The 24331-nt window shown below is 69.3% G+C and carries 21 protein-coding genes; 10 read left to right on the forward strand and 11 right to left on the reverse strand.

What is annotated here, in order from left to right; all coding sequences use genetic code 11:
* Positions 1 to 23: 23 nt before the first annotated feature.
* Entirely contained in the window at positions 24 to 572 is a 549-nt protein-coding gene (locus BN13_RS01300; protein WP_157038372.1) for an Rv3235 family protein, read from the reverse strand.
* Complete coding sequence (locus tag BN13_RS01305; RefSeq protein ID WP_048543791.1) at positions 569 to 1366, reverse strand: LysM peptidoglycan-binding domain-containing protein; 798 nt, start codon at positions 1364 to 1366, stop codon at positions 569 to 571. Before BN13_RS01305 ends, BN13_RS01300 begins: the two co-directional genes overlap by 4 nt.
* Positions 1367 to 1489: 123 nt before the next feature.
* On the opposite strand from BN13_RS01305, the gene BN13_RS01310 reads away from it, so the two are divergent.
* Positions 1490 to 2041 (forward strand): hypothetical protein, encoded by a 552-nt coding sequence (locus BN13_RS01310; protein ID WP_048543794.1) that lies wholly within the window; start codon positions 1490 to 1492, stop codon positions 2039 to 2041.
* Between the two features lie 17 nt (positions 2042 to 2058).
* Here the strand turns inward: BN13_RS01310 and BN13_RS01315 are convergent, their stop codons facing one another.
* Positions 2059 to 2286: a helix-turn-helix domain-containing protein gene (locus BN13_RS01315; RefSeq protein WP_048543796.1), complete on the reverse strand. Its 228-nt coding sequence runs from the start codon at positions 2284 to 2286 to the stop codon at positions 2059 to 2061.
* A gap of 142 nt (positions 2287 to 2428) precedes the next feature.
* Here BN13_RS01315 and BN13_RS01320 point away from each other — a divergent pair, with 142 nt between their 5' ends.
* The 9 genes from BN13_RS01320 to BN13_RS01360 all read left to right on the forward strand — a co-directional run bounded on the left by BN13_RS01320 (position 2429) and on the right by BN13_RS01360 (position 14066).
* Positions 2429 to 3091 carry a hypothetical protein gene (locus BN13_RS01320; RefSeq protein ID WP_048543798.1) on the forward strand — a complete coding sequence of 221 codons (663 nt, stop codon included), beginning with the start codon at positions 2429 to 2431 and terminating at the stop codon, positions 3089 to 3091.
* Positions 3088 to 4446: an AAA family ATPase gene (locus BN13_RS01325; RefSeq protein WP_084733492.1), complete on the forward strand. Its 1359-nt coding sequence runs from the start codon at positions 3088 to 3090 to the stop codon at positions 4444 to 4446. Before BN13_RS01320 ends, BN13_RS01325 begins: the two co-directional genes overlap by 4 nt.
* Entirely contained in the window at positions 4431 to 5807 is a 1377-nt protein-coding gene (locus tag BN13_RS01330; protein ID WP_048543800.1) for a wax ester/triacylglycerol synthase family O-acyltransferase, read from the forward strand. Before BN13_RS01325 ends, BN13_RS01330 begins: the two co-directional genes overlap by 16 nt.
* Positions 5804 to 6214: a DUF6912 family protein gene (locus tag BN13_RS01335; protein WP_048543802.1), complete on the forward strand. Its 411-nt coding sequence runs from the start codon at positions 5804 to 5806 to the stop codon at positions 6212 to 6214. Before BN13_RS01330 ends, BN13_RS01335 begins: the two co-directional genes overlap by 4 nt.
* Positions 6215 to 6236: 22 nt before the next feature.
* Entirely contained in the window at positions 6237 to 6728 is a 492-nt protein-coding gene (locus tag BN13_RS01340; protein WP_048543804.1) for a DUF2505 domain-containing protein, read from the forward strand.
* A gap of 55 nt (positions 6729 to 6783) precedes the next feature.
* Complete coding sequence (locus BN13_RS01345; protein ID WP_048543805.1) at positions 6784 to 7083, forward strand: hypothetical protein; 300 nt, start codon at positions 6784 to 6786, stop codon at positions 7081 to 7083.
* Positions 7083 to 7571, forward strand: coding sequence for a hypothetical protein (locus BN13_RS01350; protein ID WP_157038373.1), 489 nt, complete (start codon positions 7083 to 7085; stop codon positions 7569 to 7571). Before BN13_RS01345 ends, BN13_RS01350 begins: the two co-directional genes overlap by 1 nt.
* A gap of 68 nt (positions 7572 to 7639) precedes the next feature.
* Positions 7640 to 12550, forward strand: coding sequence for an NAD-glutamate dehydrogenase (locus BN13_RS01355; RefSeq protein WP_053079685.1), 4911 nt, complete (start codon positions 7640 to 7642; stop codon positions 12548 to 12550).
* A gap of 25 nt (positions 12551 to 12575) precedes the next feature.
* Entirely contained in the window at positions 12576 to 14066 is a 1491-nt protein-coding gene (locus tag BN13_RS01360) for a sensor histidine kinase (RefSeq protein WP_235433897.1), read from the forward strand.
* A 109-nt stretch (positions 14067 to 14175) separates the two neighbouring features.
* Here BN13_RS01360 and BN13_RS01365 read toward each other — a convergent pair whose 3' ends face one another.
* The 8 genes from BN13_RS01365 to BN13_RS01400 form a co-directional block, all read right to left on the reverse strand.
* A complete protein-coding gene (locus tag BN13_RS01365; RefSeq protein ID WP_048543809.1) occupies positions 14176 to 14424 on the reverse strand; it encodes a WhiB family transcriptional regulator in 249 nt (82 codons plus the stop codon).
* Between the two features lie 441 nt (positions 14425 to 14865).
* A complete protein-coding gene (locus BN13_RS01370) occupies positions 14866 to 16197 on the reverse strand; it encodes a DUF2207 domain-containing protein (protein ID WP_048543811.1) in 1332 nt (443 codons plus the stop codon).
* A gap of 195 nt (positions 16198 to 16392) precedes the next feature.
* Entirely contained in the window at positions 16393 to 17364 is a 972-nt protein-coding gene (locus BN13_RS01375; protein ID WP_048543813.1) for an electron transfer flavoprotein subunit alpha/FixB family protein, read from the reverse strand.
* Complete coding sequence (locus tag BN13_RS01380) at positions 17361 to 18125, reverse strand: electron transfer flavoprotein subunit beta/FixA family protein (RefSeq protein ID WP_048543816.1); 765 nt, start codon at positions 18123 to 18125, stop codon at positions 17361 to 17363. The genes BN13_RS01375 and BN13_RS01380 overlap by 4 nt, the downstream gene beginning before the upstream one ends.
* Positions 18126 to 20639, reverse strand: coding sequence for a GcvT family protein (locus tag BN13_RS01385; RefSeq protein WP_048543818.1), 2514 nt, complete (start codon positions 20637 to 20639; stop codon positions 18126 to 18128). It abuts the gene before it with no gap.
* Positions 20640 to 20744: 105 nt separating this feature from the next.
* The gene (locus BN13_RS01390) at positions 20745 to 22403 is read right to left on the reverse strand and encodes a BCCT family transporter (RefSeq protein ID WP_053079686.1); all 1659 of its coding nucleotides are present in this window, start codon (positions 22401 to 22403) and stop codon (positions 20745 to 20747) included.
* Between the two features lie 117 nt (positions 22404 to 22520).
* Positions 22521 to 23297 (reverse strand): IclR family transcriptional regulator, encoded by a 777-nt coding sequence (locus BN13_RS01395; RefSeq protein ID WP_048543820.1) that lies wholly within the window; start codon positions 23295 to 23297, stop codon positions 22521 to 22523.
* 9 nt (positions 23298 to 23306) lie between these two features.
* Positions 23307 to 24308, reverse strand: a complete 1002-nt coding sequence (locus BN13_RS01400; protein ID WP_157038374.1) for an ABC transporter substrate-binding protein — start codon at positions 24306 to 24308, stop codon at positions 23307 to 23309.
* Positions 24309 to 24331 lie beyond the last annotated feature (23 nt).

Below are 24331 nucleotides of genomic sequence, written 5' to 3' on the forward strand. Positions count from 1 at the left end.
GCTGACCACGGGCGAGTGATCGATCAGGCAATCTGCAAGGTCGTGACCCGCCACTGAGAGCCTGAGCCGGTCAACTCCAGTGCCATCGCGCGCACCCGAGGGCCGTCCGCGATGACGACTGCCACCTCGGCGGCGTCCGCGCGAGTGTGACTGCACCGGATCCGCAGGACCGCTAGGCGTCGGACAGCGGCGCGGCCGGTGAGGGCGCCGCCGGTGAACGGCGACCCGGCCCGGCGCGCCGCGACGCCGTAGCGGCGAGAGACCGCCAGATAGACCTGCGGGCTGGTCAGGCGCACGACGCTGGCGGGCGGACGGACCCCGCCCATGACCTCGATCAAGGCTTGGGCGACCCCACGCGCCCAGTCGGCCGGGTCCGGCAAGTCGCCCAGGGGCGGCGGTGGCGGCTCGTCGTAGTCCGGGCGGAGGTCGAAGGCGAGCGTCTCCTGGGCATAGAGCGGGGCGAGCATCGTCGACTTCGTGCCCACCCCCGACGTGCCCTTCCCTGACATCCCCGGTGGCAGCGCTGGTGGCCGCCCGTCGGGCACCGGCAGCATGCGCAGTGGGCGGGTCATCGCAGCGACCCGGCGGGGATGCGCAGAACCTGCCCAGGACGCAACACATCCGGGTCGGAGCCGATGACGGCGCGATTCGCGGCATACCACCGAGGCCAGGCCTTGGCCACCTCCGCGTCGGGGGCGTCGCCGCCGAGATGACGGGCGACGAGATCCCACAGGCAGTCGCCCCGCCGCACCACGACGGTTCCGGAATCGGGTGCCGCCGAGTCCTGCCCAGACGCATTGTGCGCGTCGCCGCTCGTCCCACCGACCAGTCGGATCGAAGCGGCTGTGTCGGTGTCGTCGGTGGATTGCCACAACGGGTCAGGTGCGCGGCGCGCGGTCGAGGTCCGCTCGGCTCGTGGGCTTTCCGTCGGGGCGTCGTGGCGCCCGGCCGCGACCGGAGCGGTCGCAATCTGCCCGGAGGCCGTGGCGGCGGGCGTCGCCACCACCGTTGCCACCGTCTGCGAGGCAGCGGGCGTCCCGGCGTGGGCCGCGGGCGCCGCCGCCAGTCCGACCAGGCTGGTCGCCACCCAGGACACGAGTCTCGTGGAGGGGCGGGCCGGCTCCCGCCACGATCGCGCCGCCTCGTCGCGACCGAGTTGCCAGCTGGCCCGCGCAACTTGGGCCAAGAACAGCGCCGCGACCACGAAGGCTGCGGCGCCGGCACCCTGCGCGAGCACAACATCGTGATCGGCGCTCCCCACCGACGGCCGCCCGGCGATGCCAATGCCGAGCCAGGCAGAGATCGCGGCCGCGCCGAGCGCCGCCGCGGCGCTGGTCGCGCTGACGATATAGACGCGCCTACCCATGACAACCCCCGTATATATACGTTTGCCTGTGTTTGCCTATGAAAGACCCAATTGGGCGTGCCGTCAAGTGCGCGCGACGCCGCCAGAGTGTGGGACAGCAACGGCGTGATTACGCTGTGAGCCATGTCGACCGGCCGATGGGAGCGGCTCTTCGCCGATCTGGAGTTGGCCTTCGAGGCGGCGGAGCGTCGAGCTCGCGACAGCGAGGTGGCCGACCGGACGCGCCGCGAGCGCGCGCTTGTCCCACTTGGGAGCCGCCTTGGTGGCCACCAAGGAGCGCAACTGGAGCTGCGGTTGCTCGGCGGCGTGCGGGTCGAGGGGCGACTCGTCGATGTCGGTGCGGACTGGCTCGCCGTGGCGTCCGGACCCGGGCGTGCCTGCTTGATCCCGATGTCGGCCGTCGTGACCATCGGCGGGCTACGCGCCCGGCATCACATCGATAGCACTGTGCGTCGGTTCTCGCTGGGCTTCGCTCTGCGGGAGATCAGTCGAGACCGGGCGCCGGCGGTGGTCACGGACGTGACCGGCACGGCATACGAAGGAACGATCGATGTGGTCGGGAAGGACTTCCTCGACTTGGCCGAGCACCCGATCGACGAGGCGCGTCGCGCTCTCAACGTGCGCGGTCTGCGGACCGTGCTCTTCTCCGGGCTCGCCTGCGTGCAGACAGGCTGAGCCGACTAAACGGTGACTCAGTCGTCCGCCGAGCTGCCGAGGGGGTGCGTGGCGACGAACGCGCGCGTATCGGCATACATCCGTTGGATGTAGTCCTCCAGTTGGGTCGACTCAACGCGCCACTGGCCACGGCCGCCGACCTTGATGGCGGGCAGGTCTCCGGAGCGCACAAGCGCGTAGGCCTGTGCGGACGAGATGTCGAGGATCTCGGCCACCTCGGCCAATTGGATGAACCGTTTTGCCATGGCCCAAAGTCTGCCTCATGGCGCCGACAACTCCCCGTCCGGGTTTCTGTCCTGTGGATAAGTCGGCTTTCAAGATGCCGACCGCGGCGAACTGATGCAGGATCGAGCCGGATCATCATCGATGGGGGAGGAGTGCCGCGCCATGACTGCTTTGGCCGCACCCATTGCCGGGCGGCTGCGCCGGCCGTCCTGGAAAGACACCAGGCTGGTCGTCGGCCTACTGCTCGTGCTGCTCGCGACCGCGCTCGGGGCAGCCGGGCTGCGAGCGGCCGATCACCGCGTTCCCGTCCTCGCCGCCAAGAGCATCCTCGTGCCCGGGCAGCGGCTCGACCCCAGCCAGCTCACCACGGTCGAGGTCCAGGTCGAGCGCACCGGCGAGGCCTACCTGCCCGCCACCGCAGACCTGCCGGCCGATGGCTATGTGCTGCGTGAGGTCCGGCCGGGCGAGCTGATCCCCACCAGCGCCGTCGGTACGGCGTCCCAGGTCGAGGTGGCTCCCTTGGCGATCGGCATCGATCAGGTGTCCGCCGCGACCCTGACGAGCGGGTCCCTCGTCGATGTGTATGCCGACAAGCCGGTCACCGCCAGCGGGACGACGCCGCAGTTCGGCGGCCCCGCGCGGGTTCTGGAGCGCATCTTCGTGGGTGAGGTCGCTACCCCGGGCTCCGGTCTCGGGTCGACCAGTCGCGCCTATGCCCAACTCCTTGTGCCCGCCGATCGGGTGTCGGAGGTCATCGGCCTGGTCAATGCGGGGGCCAAGATCACCCTGGTCCCGGTGCCCGGGTCGGCCAAGGCCGGCTCATGACCTGGCGGGTCCTGACCGCGCTGGATCATCGACACGAGGATCGCATCGCCGCGGCCGTCGCGGCCGACCGCGATTTCGAGGTCGTGCGTCGCTGCCCGGATGTCGCCGATCTGCTCGCGGCCGCTGGGGCCGGGCTCGGTGACATCGCGTTGGTCTCCGGCGGGCTGCGCGGGCTCGATCGCGATTGCGTGGCGCAACTGGCCGAGGCCGCCGTCCGCGTCGTCGGTGTCACCGACGCCGGGGAGGGCTCGCAGGAGCGGCTGCGACAGCTCGGCATCAGCGCGCTGGCCCCGGCCGACAATGCGGTCGACCTGCTCGCCGCGCTACACCGGCTCGCGGCAAGCAGCCTTGTCGCGGTAGCGGCCACCGGCGCCCCCGCCACCGATGTCGACGCCGAGATCGCCGCACTGGAGGCCGGCCTCGATCCGCTCGGCCCGCTGGGCCCGCACGGGATCGCCGGTGATGGCGCGTTGAGTGACGAGCCACACGAGGGCCGGATTCTTGCCGTATGGGGACCGGCCGGCTCCCCGGGACGCACCACCCTCGCGGTCAACCTCGCCGCGGAGTTCGCCGCCCGCGGGACGTCGACACTGCTCATCGATGCCGACACCTACGGCGCGTGCGTCGCCCAACTCCTCGGCCTGCTGGATGAGTCCCCGGGTGTTGCGGCCGCGGCGCGCGCGAGCGAGTTGGGCACCCTCGATGTGCCCACCTTGGCACGACTGACCCCGTCCACCGCGACCGGCTTTCGCGTGCTCACCGGCCTGCCGACGTCGAGCCGGTGGAGCGAGCTGCGGGCGGCGTCGATGAGTCACCTGCTCGACCTCGCGCGCCGACTCGTCGACGTTGTCGTGGTGGATTGCGCCTTCTGCCTCGATGACGACGAGGAACTGAGCTACGACACCCGCGCGCCGCGGCGCAATGGCGCGACCCTGGCGGCGTTGGAGGCGGCTGACGAGATCGTCGCCGTCGCCGCGGCCGATCCGGTGGGTTTGCAGCGACTGGTTCGCGCCCTGCAAGACCTGGAGTCGGTCGCCTGCGTCACTCCACGCATCGTCGTCAACCGGCTACGGTCAACGGCGGTGGGCGCGGCCCCGGAGCGCCGGGTCGGCGACGCCCTCAAGCGCTTCGCCGGCGTTGAGGTCGCCGCCTTCATTCCCGACGATCGGGCCACCCTCGATCGCTGCGTCCTGGCTGGGCGCGTGCTGGCCGAGGAAGCACCGGGCGCCGTCGTTCGGGAGCGCATCCGGCACCTGGCGGGCGAACTCGTCCCAGCACAGGCCCCCGGGACACCCGTCCGGCGGCGCCGCTGGCTGCCCGGGTCTGTCACTATGGGCCGGTGGTCGACCGCCTAACCGCCCTGGATGCCTCCTTCTTGACCCTGGAGGGGCGCCACACCCCGATGCATGTCGGCCAGGTGCTCATCTTCGAGCGGCCCCCCGGCTTCGACCCGGCCAATGTCGTTGAGCGCATCGGTGCGCGCCTGGCGGCCAATCCCCGACTGCGGCAACGCGTCCGCAGTGTCCCCGGGCGCGTGGCCAACCCGGTTTGGGTAGATGACGCAGCCTTCGATCTCGATTATCACGTCCGGCGCTCCGCCCTTCCCGCGCCCGGATCGCCCGCCCAACTCGGGGAGTTCGTCGCCCGCGTCAACGCCAAGCTGCTCGACCGCGAGCATCCGTTGTGGGAGGCCTATGTCGTTGAGGGCGTCGCCGACAATCACTTCGCCGTCGTGACCAAGACCCACCAGGCGATGATTCCCGAACTGACCAGCCTCGATATCGCCGGGCTCATCCTCGACGAGGAGTCGGGGGCCGCCGGTGATGGGCGGTGGGCTCCTCGCCCCGAGCCGGGGTCGAGCGGACTGCTGGTGGAGGCCATCGCCGATGCGGTGCGCAGCCCCGCCGGCGTGGTGGACACCGTGCGCGGTGGCCTAGGCGAGCTTCGCGCCAACGGGCGGCGCGCGCTCGGCGTCGGTGCGACCCTGGCCCGGGCGGTGCGCTCGTCCAGCGATTCGCCGCTCGCCGCCGAGCCCGGATCGGCCCGCCGGTTCGCCATGGTCGAGACCGACCTCGCGGTCTATCGGGAAGTGCGCGCCCGCCTCGCGCGCGTCAACGCCGACGTTAATGTCAACGACATCGCCTTGGCGGCCGTGGCCGGCGCCTTGCGCGGCTGGCTCGGGTCACGTGGCGAATTTGTCCGGGCGACAACGAGTTTGCGTGCCGTCGTGCCCGTGACGATGGCCACGTCCGCGGGGCTCGGGGGCAGCGTCCAGCCCGTCTTCGTCGACTTGCCGATCGGCGAGAACGCACCCCGCGTCCGACTCCTGCAGATCGCCCACGCCATGCACTCCCAAGTCGGCGATGCGGCCTTGGCCGCCGACCGGCTCGCCGAGTTGGGCGGGTTCTCCGCGCCGACATTGCACTCGCTGGGCGCCCGGGTGGGCAGCGCCCTCGGGCGCCGGCTCTTCGACCTCGCCGTCACCAATGTTCCCGGCCCCCAGCGCCAGTTGCATTGCGCCGCAGCCCCGTTGATCGCCACCTATCCCGTGACTCCGCTGGCGCCGGGGCACGCCTTGGCCATCGGCCTGACCAGTTATCGCGGCCGCGTCTTCTACGGTCTGAATGCCGACCGTGACGCACTACCCGACCTGGAGGTCCTCGCCGCCGTGATTCCCGACGCCCTCGCCGAACTTCTCGAAACGGCCGCCGCATGAGCGCCGCGCGCGTCTACCTCCCCGTCGACGCCCACGACCTCGACGAACTCGCCGAGACGGGTCGCCTCGCCACCACCGGCCGGCTGGCGTATGGCGTGACCCCCGCGCTGGAGGCCACGACACCGCGCGCGGACGACGAGGAACGGGAGTATCTCGTCTTCCTCGAAGCCGCGCGCACCGCGGTCGACCTCGCTCACGGCGCTCGCCGCGTGGTTCTGGCCGCGGACGTCCGCGAGAGTGGGTTCACCCCCGCGGGGGAGGGCGTCGTCATCCGGCTCACCGGCGATCTCGACCTGCGCGAGATCGCGTCCTTCCACGTCGACGAAGAGCCGGGCGGAGACGTCGAGGATTTGCTCTGGTATGACGTGACCGAGGTCCACGCCGTGGCGCTCCTCGTGCGCGCCTGACGCGCCAGTAGGATTCTCGCCCATGCGGATTGCCAAGTCGGACACTCTTCGCGGGTCCGCAGAAGAGGTGTTCCGGCGTCGCACAACCCCGGCATTCCAGGAGGCGAAGTGCGCGGCCAGCCGGGCCGAGCGGCATACCGTCTCCATCGAATCCGCGCCGAGCGGCGCGACCATCATCCGCACTGAGCGGGTCATGTCGACCGCCGCCTTCCCCGACTCGGCCAAGGCCGTTGTCGGCGATCACCTCCGGGTCCTGGAGGTGCAGGAGTGGGGCGTGCCCGGCGCGGACGGCTCGCGCCGCGCCGACATCCACGTGACGATTGACGGCGTGCCGATAGCGATGTCGGGGGCCGTGGTCGTTCGGCCGCTCGACGCCGCCACGTGCGAGCAGACCCTCGACGCCGACCTCCGGGCCAATATCCCCTTCCTCGGCTCCCGAATCGAGAAGCTCGCCCAGCCCGCGATCGACGCCGGCTTCGCCATCGAGGTCGATCTCCTGAACGGCGGCGCCTGACCCCGCCTGTGGATAACTTCGGACGCCTGTCGGCGGGGCTGATTACAGTGCTCGTATGGCGCACACCCGGCAGCGGCTCTCCCGATCCTCGGCAGTTGAGCTGGGTCGGGCCGCGGCGGCGGGGGCTGACGACGTCCTGAGCGCGGCCCCCTTTGTCGGTGATCGCCTCATGGCGCGCGCTGTCGAGGAGTTCGTGGAGGCGGTCGCCGACGCGCTTCGGCTCATCTCCGCCCAGGCCGACTATGTGGTGGCCGCCTGGCCGGTGGCTCAAGCAGACGGTGCCCGTCGCTCAATGGCAGCAAACTCGTCGGCGGTGCCGGCGTCGGTCCGCGTCACGGGTGCGTCCCACCGCTGATGACGGGTCACGATCTGCCCTCCGTGGTGGCCCTCGGCGGCGCCCTTCAATCGCTCGCCGGCCGATTCGACGCGGCGCGCGTTCCGCAGCTGATGCACTCCGAGCCGGCCTGCCCGGCGGCACTGCGCCCCGATGCCACGGCCCTCGTGGATGCCGTCGGGTCACTGCGCCCGGTGCTTGACGCCGGTGGGCGGGCCCTGACCAGCTGGACGTATGCCGTGGCCCGCCTTGACCGAGAGCAGGCCGCCATCGAGGCAGACGCCGCTCAGTACGGCTTCGTGATCGAGCACGGACGCATCGCGCCGGGCAGCGGACCGCGGCAGGTGGTTTCCGCCCCGGCGGAGGCCGGCCGCCAGGCGGCGCTCGCGGCGCTGCGTCGCCGGTTGCTCCTCGTGGCCGAGGAGCGAGCCCGCGTCGATGCCGCCGTCCGGGCGGAGCTGACCGAACTCACGGCCGCCGCCACGGGGGTCGCCGACGGCCTCCGCTGACCCCTGGTCCAAGCCGGCGAGAATGGGTTTTCCGCAGCGTGATTGTTACCCTCGCAGGAGAGCGGGCAATGACGCCCGTCGTGCACTGGAGAGGTTTGGTCGCTGTGCCCAAGGACGCCGCCGCGCGGAAGGAACGCTTGGAGGACGCCGCCCGGCGTGGAGAGGCCAAGGGGAGCCCGCCGCTCCTCGACTTCCTCTCCGCCTATTACCGGCACGTCCCCGCCGAGGAGGTTCTGGCACGAAGCTCCGATGACCTGCTCGCCATTGCCTTGGCCCACCACGATCTGGCCCAGGCTCGGCCATCCGGCACCTCGACGGTCACCTGCCTCAACCCCTCGATCGATGGCGAGGGCTGGACCAGTCCCCATACGGTCATCCAGATCGTGACGGACGACAAGCCCTTCCTGGTCGACTCCGTGACCGCCTACCTCGAATCGGCGGGCCGAGGCATCCATACGGTCTTCCATCCGTTGCTGGTGGTGCGCCGCAGTGCCGACGGCCGCTACGAGGAGCTCGTCCTTGATCAGGGCGATGACGCGGACCCGGCCGCGCCGCCCGCCTTCGGCGAGATGCGCGAGTCGTGGATCCACATCGAGATCGACCGCGAGAGTGACGCCGCCCATCGCGCCGAGATCGCGACCGCTCTCACGCGCGTGCTCGGCGATGTGCAAGAGGCCATCGAGGACTGGCCCAAGATGACGTCCCGGGCCGCGACGTTGGCCGCCGAGCTGCGCGCCAATGCTCCCGCCGGTGTCTCGGCGCAGGAGTGCGAACGCGCCGCGGACTTCCTCGACTGGATGGCCGACAACAACTTCACCTTCCTCGGTGCCCGCGACTACACCCTGACCGGCGATGACACGGCAGGCGAGCTCGCCGCCATCTCCGGGTCGGGCCTCGGCCTGCTGCGCGCCGATGCCGATATGACCAGCGCCCTGACCAAGATCACCGGCCCGGCGCTGGAGAAAGCGCGCGAGCGGCGCGTGCTGTTCGTGACCAAGGCCAACTCCCGCGCGACGGTCCACCGGCCGGTCTACCTCGACTACATCGGCGTGCGCACGTTCGATGCGTCGGGTGCCGTCACCGGCGAGCACCGCTTCCTGGGCTTGTTCACCTCCAGCGCGTATGCCGAGTCCGTCCTTCGGATTCCCTATGTCAAGGACAAGGTGGCCGAGGTCATGGCCGCCTCGGGCTTCGATGCCGACTCCCACTCCGGCAAGGATCTGCTCGGCATCCTCGATCGCTACCCGCGCGACGAGGTCCTCCAGGCGAGCCCGGCGCAACTGCTCGACGTGGCCACGCAGGTGGTCCACCTGCGCGAGAAGCGCCGCTGCCGGGTCTTCTTCCGGCTCGACGACTTCGGCCGGTTCGTCTCCGCGCTCGTGTTCATCCCCCGCGACCGCTACAACACTGCCGTCCGCCAACGCATGGAGGCGATCCTCACCGAGGCCTTCGACGCCACGAGCGTCGACTTCACCACTCGCGTCTCCGAATCCGCTCTGGCACAGGTGCATTTCGTGCTTCGTCTCGGTCGCCCGACCCACCGGCTGGGCGTCGACGAGGTCGCCCTCGAAGCCAAGATCGCCGACGCGACCCGGACCTGGGACGAGGACCTGCTCGAATCGGCCCGCCGGGAGGTGGGTGAGGAGGAGACCGCCCGCCTGGCCGGGGCCTATGGGCGGGCGTTCCCCACGGCATACAAGGAAGACTTCACCGTCAAGCAAGGGGTGGCCGACCTGCGCCATCTCGACAGCCTGGGCGAGAGCAATGCCACCGAGTTGGTGCTCTACAAGCCGCGGTTCAACCCCGAGGCCATTCGCCGGTTCAAGCTGTTCCGGCGCGACCCGCTGTCGTTGACGCAGGTGCTGCCGCTGTTCACCCACATGGGTGTCGAGGTCGTCGACGAGCGGCCGTATGCCGTGAGCCGCCGCGACGGCGTCGCGCAGCACGTCTATGACTTCGGGCTGCGGGTGCGTGACGATCGGCTCTGGTCCTCGATGACCCACGCTCGGCTCCGGGAGCTCTTCGAGGGCGCTGTCGCAGCCGTCTGGGAGGGCCGCGCGGAGTCAGACGGCTTCAACGCCCTTGTCCTGCAAGCGCAATTGACGTGGCGGCAGGTGGTCATCCTGCGCACCATCGCGAAGTACCTCCGCCAGACCCGTCCCGCCTTCAGCCAGCGCTACATCGAGGACTCGCTCCTGGCCAACTGGCAGATCGCCACGCTGCTGGTCCGGCTCTTCGAGACCCGCTTCGATCCGGACGCCGATGCGGACCAGGGCGCCGGGGAGGGTGGCGGTCGGGAGGAGCGCGAGCAGGCCCTCGTTCGCCAGATCACCGAAGCGCTCGACGACGTCGCCAGCCTCGACCACGACCGAATCATCCGGGCCTTCCTCGGGGTTATCCGGGCCACCCTGCGCACCAACTTCTTCCAGGTCGATGCGCAGGGTGAACCCAAGGACTATGTGTCCTTGAAGATCGACCCCAAGCGTGTCCCAGAGCTCCCGGCGCCGCGCCCGCAGTTCGAGATCTGGGTCTACAGCCCCCGGGTCGAGGGCGTCCACCTGCGTTTCGGGCCGGTAGCTCGCGGCGGGCTGCGCTGGAGCGACCGGCGCGAGGACTTCCGCACCGAGGTGCTCGGCCTGGTCAAGGCGCAGATGGTCAAGAACTCCGTCATCGTGCCGACCGGAAGCAAGGGCGGGTTCTTCCCCAAGCAACTCCCGGACGACCCGGCGGAGCGCCGCGCGGAGGGCGTCGCGGCATACAAGATCTTCATCTCCGGCCTGCTCGACCTGACCGACAACCGCGTCGGTGCAGAGATCGTGCCGCCGCCGAAGGTCGTGCGCCACGACGAGGACGACCCCTACCTGGTCGTCGCCGCCGACAAGGGCACCGCGACGTTCTCCGATATCGCCAATGGCGTCTCGCAGGACTACGGTTTCTGGCTCGACGACGCCTTCGCCTCCGGCGGCTCCAGTGGCTATGACCACAAGGGCATGGGCATCACCGCCCGTGGCGCCTGGGAGTCGGTCAAGCGGCACTTCCGCGAGATGGGCCACGACACGCAGACGGAGGACTTCACCGTCGTTGGCATCGGCGACATGAGCGGTGACGTCTTCGGCAACGGGATGCTGCTCTCGGAGCACATCCGCCTGGTGGCGGCCTTCGACCACCGGCACGTCTTCGTTGACCCCGACCCGGACGCGGAGAGGTCCTTCGCGGAGCGCCAGCGGCTCTTCAACCTGCCGGGCTCCTCGTGGGCGAGCTATGACACGTCGCTCATCAGCGAGGGTGGTGGCGTCTGGGCGCGCACCCTCAAGTCCGTTCCCGTGTCGGCGCAGATGCGCGCGGCCCTCGGGTTGGCCGACGACGTGACCTCGATGACGCCCACCGATCTCATCCACGCCGTTCTGCTGGCACCGGTCGACCTGCTCTGGAATGGCGGCATCGGCACCTATGTCAAGGCCGACAGCGAGTCCAACGAGGAGGTCGGCGACCGCGCCAATGACGCCATCCGCGTCAACGGTGGTGACGTGCGCGTCAAGGTCATCGGCGAGGGTGGCAACCTCGGGTTGTCTCAGCGCGGCCGAATCGAGGCGGCGCTGGCCGGCGTCCGCGTCAACACCGACGCGATCGACAACTCGGCGGGTGTCGACACCTCGGACCACGAGGTCAACATCAAGATCCTGCTGCAGGAGGTCGTGCGGCGCGAGGACCTCACCCTCAAGCAGCGCAACAAGGTCCTGGCGTCGATGACGGACGAGGTCGCCAGCCAGGTGCTGCGCGACAACTACGAGCAGAACGTCTTGCTCGGCAACGCCCGCGCCCAGCAGCACGCGATGGTCGAGGTGCACCAGCGGCTCATCCACTGGCTGGAGGAGCGCGGCGAGCTCGATCGAGACCTGGAGTTCTTGCCGAGCGACATCGAGATCGGTGAGCGCGCCGAGGCCGGGCTCGGCCTGACCTCGCCGGAGTTCGCCGTCCTGGTGGCCTATGCCAAGCTCGCGTTGAAGGCCGATCTGCTGCCGACGGGACTTCCTGACGACCCGTGGTTCCAGCAGACGCTGGGGGACTATTTCCCCGGGCCGATCAAGGAGGGGTTCGCCGACGTGATCACCGAGCACCCGCTGCGCCGCGAGATCATCACCAACTCGGTGGCCAACTCGCTGATCAACCGGGGCGGCATCACGTTCGTCTATCGCGCGATGGAGGAGACCGGCGCTCGCGCCGAGCAGATCGCCCGCGCCTATGTCATCGCGCGTGAGGTCTTCGGGTTGGCCGACTTCGTCGCCCAGATCGAGGCACTCGACAACGTGGTCCCGACCGAGGCGCAGACGCGGCTCTATCTGGAGTTCCGGCGGTTGCTCGACCGGTCCGTGCGGTGGTTCGTGGCCAACCGCCCGGTCGCGCTCGACGTGGCCGGGGAGTTGGAGCGCTACAGCGGCATTGTGCGGGACTGGAGCCCGCGACTGCCGGACGTGCTCGTCGCCACGGAGGCGGACCGGCTCCGGGCCAATGCCGAGACGTATGCCGCGGACGGCGTCCTCGAGGACCTCGCCACCCGAGCGGCTGGCCTGCTCGACGCCTTCTCGCTGCTCGACTGCGCCGACCTCAGCCTGCTGACGGGCGAGCCCGCCGACCACCTCGTGCCGCTCTACTTCCGGGTGTCCGAACGGTTCGCAATCGATGCGATGCTGCAGCGCATCACGCAGTTGCCACGCGGCGACCGCTGGGACGCGCTGGCTCGCGGCGCGCTGCGCGACGACCTGTATGGCGTGCTCAAATCGCTGACGCTCAACGTCATCGAGGCCACGGACGCCGACGCGGCCCCCGCCGACCGGCTGGCTGCGTGGGTGACCGCCCACGAGGACGACCTGACCCGGGCACAGCGCGCCCTGGCCGGCATCGATCGGCTGGAGGCGCCGACCATCGCCGCGATGTCGGTGGCCTTGCGCACGCTCCGGTCGCTGGTGCGCCTGGGGTAGGCCGTCACCCCGTAGGCTCGTGCTTGTGGCGGGCACCTTCGGCGACCGGTTGCGGACCGAGACGACTCTCGGCGAGGCGAGCATCCATTGGCTGCAGTTGCTGATGAGCGACTGGCAGTTGCTGGCGGATCTGTCGTATGCCGATCTGGTCCTGTGGGTCCTCACCCGCGACGGCCGCTGGCGGGCCGTCGGGCACGTCCGGCCCACCACCGGCCAGATGGTCTTCTTCGAGGACATCGTCGGCCGGGACGCCGTCGGTGACCGGCGCGGTCTCCTGGAGCGCGCGGTCGCCGAGGGCTCCATGGTCCGCCGTGGCGCGCCCGTCCTCGATCAGGACCAGGCCGTCCGCGAGGAAGCCATCCCCGTGCGGGCGGGGGGCGAGGTCGCCGGGGTCGTCACGCGGCATACGAATCTCTCCACGATCCCGACCCCGAGCCGGCTGGAGCTGAGCTATCAGGCGCTGGCCGGGCATCTCGTGCGCATGCTGGCCACGGGGGAGTGGCCGCAATCCGGCGCGCCGACGGGGTTCCGACGTGGCGCCCCCCGCGTGAGCGACGGGCTCGTGCACCTCAACCCGGACGGCGTCGTGCTGTATGCGACGCCCAACGCCCTCAGCGCCGTACACCGGCTGGGCCACACCGGCGACGTCATCGGAGAAGTCTTCGCCCAGGTCATCCTCGGGGTGATGAACGACACCGGACCGGTCGATGAGTCCCTAGCGATCGTGCTCACCGGCCGCGCTGCGTGGCGTTCCGAGGTGCAGACGCGCTCGGGCGCGGTGGCGGTTCGGGCCATCCCGATCACCGAGAACAACAACCGCATCGGGGCGATCGTCCTGATCCGGGACGTGTCGGACCTGCGTCGGCGCGAGAGCGAGCTGCTGTCCAAGGACGCGACGATTCGCGAGATCCATCACCGAGTCAAGAACAACCTGCAGACGGTCGCGGCGCTGTTGCGACTACAGGCCCGGCGGCTGCCAGACGGGGCCGGGCGCGACGCACTCGCCGAGGCGGTCCGGCGAGTCAGCGCGATCGCCGTGGTGCACGAGACCCTGAGCCTGGGCTTCGACGAGACGGTCGACTTCGACGATGTGGTGCGGCGCAGTCAGCGCATGGTGGTGGAGGTGGCCACGACCTCGGAGCAGCCCATTGCGTCCGAGGTGCACGGCACTTTCGGACGCGTGCGTGCCGAGGATGCGATGGCGCTCGCGCTGATCATGTCGGAGCTGATCCAGAACGCCGCCGAGCACGCGCTGCGCGAGACGGGCGGCCTGCTGCGGATCTCGGCGCACCGCGAACACGCCCCCGAGGGGGACGTGCTGGAGGTGTCGATTTGCGATGACGGGACCGGCCTGCCCTCGGGCTTCCGGCCAAGCATGGCGGGGTTGGGCACGCAAATCGTGGTGTCCCTGGTCTCGGACCTTCGAGGTGTGATCCGGTGGGAGGAGAATCACCCCCGCGGGACGTGTGTGCGGTTCTCCGCGCGCCTGCGCTCGCTCGACTCGGCGGACGAATAGCGGACGGACGAGTAGCGGCCTCGGGCGGCTCCTGAGCTTCGCCGACGTGGTGTTGCTCGTGGGCGACTTGGGGTGCGGGCGGCGGGTGAGTTGGCGGCGGGGTCGGGCCTCAGCCCGCGCGGCGGGCGCGGGCGTTGCGCCGCTTGAGGGCGCGGCGCTCGTCCTCGGAGAGCCCGCCCCATACGCCGGAGTCCTGACCCGTCTCGATCGCCCATTTCAAGCAGGTGTCGACGACCTCACAGCGGCGGCAGACGGCCTTGGCCTGCTCGATCTGCAGGATCGCCGGACCGGTGTTCCCAATGGGGAAGAACAGCTCGGGGTCCTCATCGAGGCAGGCAGCGCGGTCGCGCCAATCCATAGGGGGCCAACTCCTTGGTGTGGGGTCACGTGGTGGGCACGTCGTGGGGACAGCGGGCCTCGATCTGCCCACAGCAATAAGGGCCCGACGACGGGTCCGTGCTTCATTGTCTCGGACAATGCCGTTTGGGACAATGGCTTAGGCGGCAAATTTGTTCCCACCGGGCCTTATAGCCTTGGATTCGTGACGTCTGCGCCCTCGCAACCCTCGGGTTCCGCGCCTTTGGTGGCTGGCTTCGTCTGCGGCCTGGAGGCGCTGCTCCTGGTCGGGGCGGCCGCGGCATACCTCGCGGGTGTTGTCCACGAGACCGAGTCGAGCCTGCCTCGGACGCTCGCGTCGATGGCGCTCTTCTTGGTCGGCGCGCTTCTTCTCGGGGCGATGGCGCGGGCCTGGCGGCACGGCGCGTCGTGGCCGCGGATGGCGACGCTGGTGGTCAACGCCCTACTCGTACCCGTCTCGATCACCGTGATCCGGGGCAACGGCCCCCTTGTCGGCGTCCCGCTCCTCGCCTTGGCCGTATGCGGCGTGGTCTGCGCCCTCCGCGCCGGCGACTCCGACCCGTCCCCCGCCTGAACGACGAGATTCTGGGCCCGACGACTCGCGGGGAAGGTCCTGACAGAACTCAGAAGCCGAGGTCGCACCCGTCGCAGCCACAACCGTCGCCGAAGTCGAGCAGATCCGAGCTGACGAAAGGAAGTCGCCGGCCCCATCGGTGACCGCGCTCAGCCCGTCGCCGATGTCCGCGTCGATGAGGCCGAAGTCAATGTCACCCAGTCCGCCGATCGCGTCGCCGAGCTGTAGGGCGTCGAAGCCTGCACCCAGCACATTGCCGAGCGCGTCGAAGCCGTCGATCCAGGTCAAGTCGAAGTAGGCCTCGCCGAGGCCGCGAAGTTGCGCGCTGCGCGCGACGTCGGCGAAAACCCGCGCCCATCGATCGGCCACCCCGAAGACCATCGCATAGGGCAAGTACCGGCTGAAGAGATCGGTGGCTTCTTCGAAGCGGATCTGGTTGGCCTCGGCCTTGGTGAGGTACTCCCGGAAGCCCAGAGCCTGGATGCGCACCGCCGACCCGACGGCCGTGCGCGGGGTGCGGCCGCGCCCACCCCAGAGGAGCAGTAGTGCAGAGAGTCCCAGCCCGACGCCCAGCGCCGCGGTGAGCTTGCCGGTGAAATCCGTTGTGCCGGCGGTGATCCCGGCAATGCCGGCCCCGACCGCGAGGAGCAGCAGCGGTATGCCGAGGCAGCCGAGCCGGCGATTCCGGTCCCGCGGGTGCTGGGTGTAGTAGCCGCGGTCGACGACTTCGCGGTACAGCCCGATCTGGGCCTCGCGCATCGTCAGATCGAAGCCGCGGGCCTTGAGTTCGGCGACCGTGACCTCGCGGCTTCGCGTGAAGATCTTGTTCAGCAACTCCCGCTCGAACGGGAGCAGCGTGCCGCCCGCGGGCGGCGCCAGCCGAGTCATCCGCCAGTCGTGACCCGAGGAGGAGGTTCGCTGTGCTGCGGAGGCGCGGCGCGGCATACCGGGAGGAGGGGGTGGCGGTTTGGGGGTGTCGGCCGTAACCGGCTCGGCGTGGAGGTGGACATAGCCGCGCACGGCGAGGACGACCAGGGTGGCGCTGACGTCGACGGCATCCGCGGAGCCGTCGATAACGGTGCCCATCAAGCCAGGCGTGACGCCGTCGGGCGGGGTGAAACGCACCGCGACCGGCCCGCTCCACTCGGCGTCCCGCCAAGACACCCGCTCCGTCGTGGCCTGCTGCCCCAGCGCGGGCACCCCGCCGGGGTGTGATGCCGTGGAACACCTCGTCCCGCCGGCCCCGGCGGAACCACCCCAGAGTCAGCAAGACGAGGGCCACCGGCACCACGGCCGCGGCCACCACTTCGAGCAGTTCGGTCTGCGTCACTGGCGCGAATCCCCCTGCAAGGAACTGCTGCTAGCAGACGTTCCTTGGCCTCAGGCGGGACCGGCTCAGCGCTTGTCCAACTCCGCCAGGATCGCCGGGATGACCTCGTGCATGTCACCGACGATGGCGTATGCCGCTTTGGTCACCATGGGTGCCTCGGCGTCGGTGTTGATCGCGATGATCGTCTTGGAGGACGAGCAGCCCGCCCAGTGCTGGATGGCACCGGAGATGCCGCACGGCACATACAGGTCGGGGTTGATCCGGTTGCCGGTCTGGCCGACCTGCTCGTGGTGGGGGCGCCAGCCCAGCGAGGTCACGACGCGGGAGACGCCGACGACGCCGCCGAGCTTCGCGGCCAGCGCGTCGACCCCACCGAAGCCGTCCGGGCCACCGGCCCCGCGGCCCGCGCCCACCACGATCTTGGCGCGGGTCAGGCTCGCGCCGTCCCCGCCGGCCCGTGGCGTCACCGACACCACGCGAGCGCGCAGATCATCGGCGGCGATCGCCGGCGACGTCGTCACGACCTCGGCCGCGCCTGGCGCATCGGCCGGAACCGGCTCGACCGCGTGACCTGCGAGGGTCAAGATGGCCGGCGACGCCGCCAGCGTCATCGTTTCGATGACTGCGCCGCCGACCACCTGGCGTTGGAGCGTCGTGGTGGACCCGTCGACGCGGGCCGAGACGGCATTGGCCGCCATCGGCAGATCCCGGCGGGTAGCCAGGTGGGCGAGGATCTCGCTGCCCCGGTTGCTGCCGCCGGCGAGGATGACGGATGCGTCGCCCGCGGCGGTGTCGAGCACACCGGCCCAGGCGGCCGCGGCATACGACGACAACTCGGCGCTGTCGGCGACGTGCACCCGAGCCACCCCGTATGCCGCGCAGTCGCCGACCACGGCGGACAAGTCCGTCCCCGGGGCGGCGACGACGACGGCCTCAACCGAGTCCCCGTCTCCGGCCAGCCCACGCGCAAACGTCAATGCCTCCTGGGAGACAAGGGCGGCGCGCCCGTCCTCCACTTCGACGAGAACGGCGATCATCGGATGACTCCCAACTCGACGAGGGTGGAGACGAAGGCCGGCGCCGCGGCGGGCCCGGTGCCGAGCACCTGCACCTGGTTGGGCGGCGGCGGCGGAACGGTCAGGCTCTCGCGGCCCGACCCGGCCGGGGCGGCGCTCGGCGCGAGTACTTCCACCGGCGCCTTCTTGGCCTTCATCCGGCCCATGACGGACGGATAGCGCGGCTCGACGCCGCCTTCGAGAATGGTGACCACGGCGGGCAGCGACACCTCATACGTCTCGGTGCCGTCGGGCCCCTCGCCGGTCAGGGTCGCGACGCCGCCGGCAACCGAGACGTTCTGGATGCCGGTCACCACGGGCTGCCCGAGCGCGTACGCCAGCCGCACCCCGACCTGGAAGTCGCCGGTGTCGGCGGCGTCGTTGCCAAGCAGGATCAGGTCGTATGCCGTGCCGCCCGCCTCCCGCGCCCGGACCGCTGCCGCGATTTCCCGAGCCACGTCTCCGGGGCCGTAGGCGTCGCTGTCGGCCTCGATGTGGATGCCGTCGGTCATGCCGACGGCGAGAGCAGATCGCAATTGGTCGATCGCGTCGCCCGGGCCGAGGGTCAGCACCGTCGCCTGACCGCCGTCGGCGGCCTGAACCGCCAATTCCACGGCGCACTCCTCGTTGGGGGAGGTGGTGTAGCCGGAGTGGGTGCCGTCGATGCCGCGGCCGTCGGCGGTCAGCGAGACCTCGCCGGTCGCCTCTGGGACTCGCTTGATGCACACCAGGACGTTTGTCATTTAGAGGCCTCGAATCCGGGCGTTCTCCGGGTCGAACAGCGGCGTCGCATCGACGGCGGCCACCGTGACCGGATACAGCTCCTCCATATAGGACACGGCCAGCTCGGTGCCGACGACCGCGGACTCCACGGGCAGGAAGGCCATGAGCACATGCTTGCCGAGGCTCGGAGCCGAGCCGGCGGTCGTCACATAGGGGTGGTGGCCGTGACCATCCGTGAGCGGCTCGCCGCCACGGGTCAGAATCGGCTCGCCGCCGAGCATGTAGCGCTTGACCCCGCTCGCGGACGTGTGGTTATCGACCGTCATCGAGCACAGAACCGTCGCCGGGGTCTGCCCCGCCTGCGCGGTGATGGCGTCCTTGCCGATGAAGTCCGCGTCCTTGATCTTGGCCCGCTCCATGCCGGTCTCGGTCAGGGTGCGCTCGGTGTCGAGCTCATACCCATAGGCGCGGTAGCCCTTCTCGATGCGTCCGGTGGTGCCATAAACACCGATCCCGACCGGGACCAGGCCGTGCTCCGCGCCGGCTTCGAGCAGCTTGGCCCACAACGCCGCGCCGGACTCGAACGGGACATACAGCTCCCAGCCGTATTCACCGACATACGAGATCCGCGAGGCGAGGACGGGCAGGATGCCGACCTCGATGTCGCGGCAGGTGCCGAACGCGAAGCCTTCCTTCGAGACGTCTGCGGAGGTGACCGAGGCCAGGATCTCCTTGGCCTTCGGGCCCCACAGGCCGATGGTCGAGTACGCCGACGTGAGGTCGACGACGGCGGTGCCGCTCGGCATACGGTCCTTGAACCACTTCAGGTCGGCCATGCCGTGCGCGCCGCCGGTGACGACCCGGAACCGGTCGTGCGCCAGCCGCATCACCGTCAGGTCGGAGCGGAAGCCGCCGCGCTCGTCGAGGACCGGGGTGTAGATCACGCGGCCGACCTTCACATCGGCCTGCGCGACGATGACCTTCTGCACGCCCTCGAGCGCCCCCGGGCCGACGATGTCGAAGATGCAGAACGCGGTGAGGTCGACCAGGCCGGCCGTCTCGCGCATCTGCAGGTGCTCGGCGTTGATGATCGGGCTCCACCAGCGGGCGTCCCACTCGTGCTCGCGCGGCATGCAGGCGTCGCCGAACTTCTCCACCAGGGCGGCGTTCGACTCATACCAGTGCGGACGTTCCCAGCCGGCGGTCTCATAGAAGACGGCGCCGAGTTCCTTCTCCGAGGCGTGCATCGGAGACAGTCGTATGCCGCGTGAGCTCGACCATTGCTCGCTCGGGTGGACGATGCCGTAGGTCTTGTTGAACGACTCATCGGTGCGGGCGCGGATGTGCTCGCGGGTGCGCTGGTGGGGATAGAAGCGCGCGATGTCGGAGTGGCCGAGGTCGATCTCGGGATTGCCGTGGGTCATCCACTCGGCGACCGCGCGGGCAGTGCCTGGGCCTTCCTTGATCCACACGGCCGCGGCGGACCACAGGCCCTTGACCTCGGGGGTCTCGCCGAGGAGGGGGAAGCCGTCGGGGGTCAACGACAGGAGGCCGTTGATGGCATAGCGGATCTCGGCGCGCTCGTCACCGAGGAGCTCCGGCATGAGTTCGAGGGCCTGCTCCAACTGCGGGTCGAAGTCGTCGGAGGTGAAGGGCAACTCGGTGGGGGAGAGCTTCGACTGCTCGATGCTCGGGATCTCCTCGGCGTCCATCAGGATCGCCCGGTGGGCGTAGGAGCCGACCTCCATGTCGGAGCCGTGCTGGCGCTCGTAGCAGAACGTGTCCATGTCACGCACGATCGGGAACGAGATCTCACCCGGACGGTCGGCGAGGACCTCGCACGGGCCGACCGAGATCATCTGGTGCACCGCGGGGGTTAGCGGGATGTGTGCGCCGGCCATCTTGGCCAGCTTCGGGCTCCACACACCGCACGCGATCACAACGGTCTCGGCCTCAATCGTGCCGCCGGTGGTCTCGACGGCCTTGATGACGCCGTCCTCGACCCGCATCCCGGTGACCTCTACATTGGGCACGACGGTCAACGCGCCGAGCTCCATCGCCTTCTCGCGGAAGATCGTGCCGGCTCGCAGGGAGTCGACGACACCGACGGTCGGGAACCACGCGGCGCCGATGATCACCGAGGAGTCGAGGAAGGGAACCTTCTCCACGACCTGCTCCGGCGTGACGAGTTCGGCGGGGATGCCCCACGCCTTGGCGCTGCTCATGCGGCGGCGCAACTCCTCCATCCGCTCCTCGGTGCGGGCGACCTCGAAGCCGCCGGACTCGGTGAAGACGCCGAGTTCCTTGTACTGCGCCATCGAGTCCTTGGTGATATCCGCGAACTCACGCGAGTGATCCACCGGGAAGAGGAAGTTGCTCGCGTGACCGGTCGAGCCGCCCGGGTTGGGCAGCGGGCCCTTGTCGATCTGCACGATGTCGCGCCAACCGAGGTTGGCGAGGTGGTAGACGAGGCTGTTTCCGACGATGCCGGCGCCGATGACGACGCAGCGAGCCGTGGCGGGCACATTGGCCATGGGCGGTGCTTCACTTTCTCACATTGTTGCGTATGGCGCAACGCGTCTCGCATTGCGCACCAAGAGTAGCGCGGGGCGGGTGTCCCGCGCTATCACGGTGGGCTGTCAGGATTCGGTGGGCTGCGTCCGGTTCCGGACGATGGCCTCCAACTCCTCGATGTCCTCTTCGAGTTCGTCGATCTCGCGACCCTGGGAGCGCAGTGTGGAGCGCAGGCGCGGGCGCAGCGTCGACTCGAAGGGCTCTTCCCGCAGGGACTTCCACAGGGAGACGCACAGCCCGATGAGGATTATCAGGAACGGGAAGCCGACGATGATGACCCCGGTTTGCAGCGCGCTCAGACCGTTGGCGAAGAGCAGGACAGCGGCGATGGCCCCGGTCGAGACGCCCCAGAAGATCACCATCAACCGGTTGGGCTCCTCGTGGCCACGCTGGCTGAGCATGCCCATCACGATCGAGGCCGAGTCGGCGCCGGTGATGAAGAAGATCGCGATGAGGAAGACCGCCAGCGACACCGTGACGGTGGCTAGGGGGAAGGAGCGCAGGGTGCCGAACAGCGTGGTTTCCACACCCGCGTCGAGCATGGCCTTCATGTCCTTGCCCTCCCGCAGTTGCAGGTCGAAGGCGGCCCCGCCGAGGATGGAGAACCACATAAACGACACGAGGCTCGGGATGAGGATCACGAAGACGACGAACTGACGGATCGTGCGGCCCTTGGAGATGCGGGCGATGAACATGCCGACGAAGGGCGTCCACGACACCCACCACGCCCAGTAGAAGATCGTCCAGCCGGACAGCCAATCGGCACCGCCGAAGACACCCGTCCGGAAGCTCATCGCCGGGAGTTGGGTCAGGTAGCCACCGATCGATTCGGTGAACGTCCCGAGGATGAACACCGTCGGGCCCACGACGAAGATGAAGAAGACCAGGAGCGCGGCGGCAATGGCATTGGCGTTGGAGAGCCACTTGATGCCCTTGTCGACGCCGGAGACGGCCGAGAGCACGAAGCAGGCGGTCAGGACGGCGATGACGACCGCGGCGGCCACCTTCCCGTAGGGCTGCCGCCCGAAGACGTTGGCGAGGCCACCGGTGATCTGCAGGGCACCGAGACCCAGCGATGTCGCCGAGCCGAACAGGGTCGCCAGGATGGCGAGGATGTCGATGGTCTTGCCGGCCGGGCCCTCGACGCGCTTGCCGAGCAGGGGATAGAAGGCGGCCGAGATGAGATTGCCCCGCCCCTTGCGGTAGGCGAAGTAGGCGATCGCGAGGCCGATCACGGCATACATCGCCCACGGGTGGAAGCCCCAGTGGAAGAAGGTGTACTCCATCGCCAGGTGCGCGGCCTTGTCCGAGCCTGGCTCGGCCAGCCCCATCGGCGGCGTATTGAGGTGGGTCAGCGGCTCGGCGACGCCGTAGAACATCAGGCCGATCCCCATGCCGGTGGCGAACATCATGGACACCCAGGAGAACGTCGAGAACTCCGGCTCCATTTCGTCGGGGCCCAGCTTGATATTTCCGTAGCGGGTAAACGCCAAGAACATCGAGAACACCACAAAGGCGCCGCTGGACAGTACGAAGAACCAGCCGAAGTTGCCGGTGATCCAGCCGAGGATCGAGCCACCGGTCTTGGCGAAGCCTTCGCTGTCGATCGCGCCATACAAGAGGAACGCCAGCGCGAGGCCGGCCGCGACCGCAAAGACCGGGACATCGGTCCGTGGTCGGTGCTCAACCTCTGCTGAACTCTGATCGACGTCGACGGTCGCCATGCCAGGACCCACCCTTCGGTTGCGAACTATGCAACGCTGCATCTACTAGCGCAACAGCAGTGTGGCGTGCGTCACCATGTGGGTCAAGCATCCGCCTGCAGGCTGGACACCGACGGGTCAGGCGGGCTGATGCCAGCCGAGCCGGCGGGACACCTCGTGCGCCGCCGGGACGAGGACGTCGAGCAGGCCCGCGAGGCGGTCGTCGTCTAGGCGGAAGGTCGGCCCGGAGAGGCTGAGTGAGTTGGTGATCTCGCCGTGCGCGTTGTGGATCGGGGCCGCGATCGCGGCCAGTCCGTCCTCCAACTCATCGATCGCCATCGCGTAGCCGTCGCGGCGAACCCGGGCCAGTTCGGCGTCGAGGACGCCGAAGTCGACGATCGTCCTTGAGGTGTATGCCGTGAGGTCGCCGAGCAGGTCCCGCACCTTCCCCGGGCTCAACTCGCTCAACAGCACCTTGCCATTGCTGGTGGCGTGCAACGGGATTCGCTGCCCGACCCAGTTGTAGGACTGCAGGGCCGAGGTGCCGGCGACCTGATCGAGATAGAGGGCCTGGGTGTCCGCGAGGACAGCGAGATTGACGGTGAGGCCGGTCTCCTGGGCGAGCCGGCGGCATACGGGCCGGGCCTGCTCGACCACATCGAGACCGGCCACGGCGGTGCCGGCAAGGCGGACCAGGCCGATGCCGAGGCGGTACTTGCCGCGGCCCTCGACCTGCTCGACCAACTCCCACTTCTCCAGCGTGGCGACCAGCCGGCTGGCGGTGCTTTTGTGCACCCCGAGCCGGCGGGCGAGCTCGGTCACGCCGAGCTCGCCCGCACCGGCCAGGTAGGCGAGAATGGTCGCGGCGCGGTCCACGGACTGGACCGAACCGTCCTTCTCGGGGGCGTCATCCATACCGGACCGTCAGCCCAGCCAGGCCTTGACCTTGTCGGGATTCGCGTCGATCCACTTCTTGGCCGCGGCAGCCGGGTCCATCTTGTCGACCGCGATGTACTTCGCGACGGTGTTCTGGTCCTCGTTGCTCCACTGGAACTTCTTGACGAAGGCGACGCCGGCGTCGTCCGTCTTTGCCGCCCACTTGGTGGAGAAGATCTTCTCCAGAACCGTGTCGGGGTAGTCGCAGGCCACCTTGGCTGGGTCGTCCTGGCAGCCGTCGGTGTAGGGCGGGAGCTTCACGGCCTTGAGCGGGACGTCGGCGAAGAGGTACTGCGGCTCCCAAAAGTAGCCGATGAGCCACTCCTTGTTGGCCTCGGCCTTCTTGAAGGCCTCCAACGAGGCGGCCTCGCCGCCGGAGAAGACGACCTTGAAGTTCAGGTCGAGGTTCTTGATGATCGCCTCGTCGAACTGAACGTATGAGGGGTCGGAGCCGAGGAACTGGCCTTGGCCACCGGACTCCGACGTCTTGAAGTCGGCGGCGTACTTGTTGAGGTTCTGGTAGTCCAGGATGTCCGGGTGCGCGGCGGCGAGCCACGGCGGGACATACCAGTGGATGATGCCCTTGTTGCCGTTCGGGCCGCCGTCCTCGGCCGAGCCGTCGCCGCCCTTGTCCTTCATGAACTTCTTCTCCAGGTCCGGGTGACCCCAGTCCTCGATGACGACATCCACCTCACCGGTGCCGAAGCCCTGCCAGGAGACGTCCTCCTTCAACTCCTTGTAGTTCACCGTGCAGCCGAGCTTCGACTTGGCGATCTCGCCGACGACGTAGGCGCTCGCCTCGTAGCTCACCCACGGGTTCACGGCCATATTGATCGTGCCGCACTTGTTGTTGGCCGCGGCCGCCGAGGAGGCGGAGGCATTGGATTGCTCGGCCTTGCTGATATCGCCGCCGCCGCAGGCGGTCGCGCCGAGCGCTATGGCAGCGAGTGCTGCCAAGGCCCCGATGGGCCGATTTTGTGTCACCTGCATGAGCGCTCCTTGTGCGTCGGGTG

It is taken from the genome of Nostocoides jenkinsii Ben 74, from assembly GCF_001046875.1.
Lineage (GTDB): Bacteria > Actinomycetota > Actinomycetes > Actinomycetales > Dermatophilaceae > Nostocoides_A > Nostocoides_A jenkinsii.

Coding starts and splice junctions, on each gene's coding strand:
- BN13_RS01350 (WP_157038373.1), top strand. CDS start 7,083: ATGACGGGTCACGATCTGCCCTCCGTGGTGGCCCTCGGCGGCGCCCTT.
- BN13_RS01375 (WP_048543813.1), bottom strand. CDS start 17,364: ATGATCGCCGTTCTCGTCGAAGTGGAGGACGGGCGCGCCGCCCTTGTC.
- BN13_RS01380 (WP_048543816.1), bottom strand. CDS start 18,125: ATGACAAACGTCCTGGTGTGCATCAAGCGAGTCCCAGAGGCGACCGGC.
- BN13_RS01300 (WP_157038372.1), bottom strand. CDS start 572: ATGACCCGCCCACTGCGCATGCTGCCGGTGCCCGACGGGCGGCCACCA.
- BN13_RS01355 (WP_053079685.1), top strand. CDS start 7,640: ATGACGCCCGTCGTGCACTGGAGAGGTTTGGTCGCTGTGCCCAAGGAC.
- BN13_RS01340 (WP_048543804.1), top strand. CDS start 6,237: ATGCGGATTGCCAAGTCGGACACTCTTCGCGGGTCCGCAGAAGAGGTG.
- BN13_RS01390 (WP_053079686.1), bottom strand. CDS start 22,403: ATGGCGACCGTCGACGTCGATCAGAGTTCAGCAGAGGTTGAGCACCGA.
- BN13_RS01365 (WP_048543809.1), bottom strand. CDS start 14,424: ATGGATTGGCGCGACCGCGCTGCCTGCCTCGATGAGGACCCCGAGCTG.
- BN13_RS01320 (WP_048543798.1), top strand. CDS start 2,429: ATGACTGCTTTGGCCGCACCCATTGCCGGGCGGCTGCGCCGGCCGTCC.
- BN13_RS01310 (WP_048543794.1), top strand. CDS start 1,490: ATGTCGACCGGCCGATGGGAGCGGCTCTTCGCCGATCTGGAGTTGGCC.
- BN13_RS01335 (WP_048543802.1), top strand. CDS start 5,804: ATGAGCGCCGCGCGCGTCTACCTCCCCGTCGACGCCCACGACCTCGAC.
- BN13_RS01395 (WP_048543820.1), bottom strand. CDS start 23,297: ATGGATGACGCCCCCGAGAAGGACGGTTCGGTCCAGTCCGTGGACCGC.
- BN13_RS01315 (WP_048543796.1), bottom strand. CDS start 2,286: ATGGCAAAACGGTTCATCCAATTGGCCGAGGTGGCCGAGATCCTCGAC.
- BN13_RS01325 (WP_084733492.1), top strand. CDS start 3,088: ATGACCTGGCGGGTCCTGACCGCGCTGGATCATCGACACGAGGATCGC.
- BN13_RS01400 (WP_157038374.1), bottom strand. CDS start 24,308: ATGCAGGTGACACAAAATCGGCCCATCGGGGCCTTGGCAGCACTCGCT.
- BN13_RS01305 (WP_048543791.1), bottom strand. CDS start 1,366: ATGGGTAGGCGCGTCTATATCGTCAGCGCGACCAGCGCCGCGGCGGCG.
- BN13_RS01385 (WP_048543818.1), bottom strand. CDS start 20,639: ATGGCCAATGTGCCCGCCACGGCTCGCTGCGTCGTCATCGGCGCCGGC.
- BN13_RS01345 (WP_048543805.1), top strand. CDS start 6,784: ATGGCGCACACCCGGCAGCGGCTCTCCCGATCCTCGGCAGTTGAGCTG.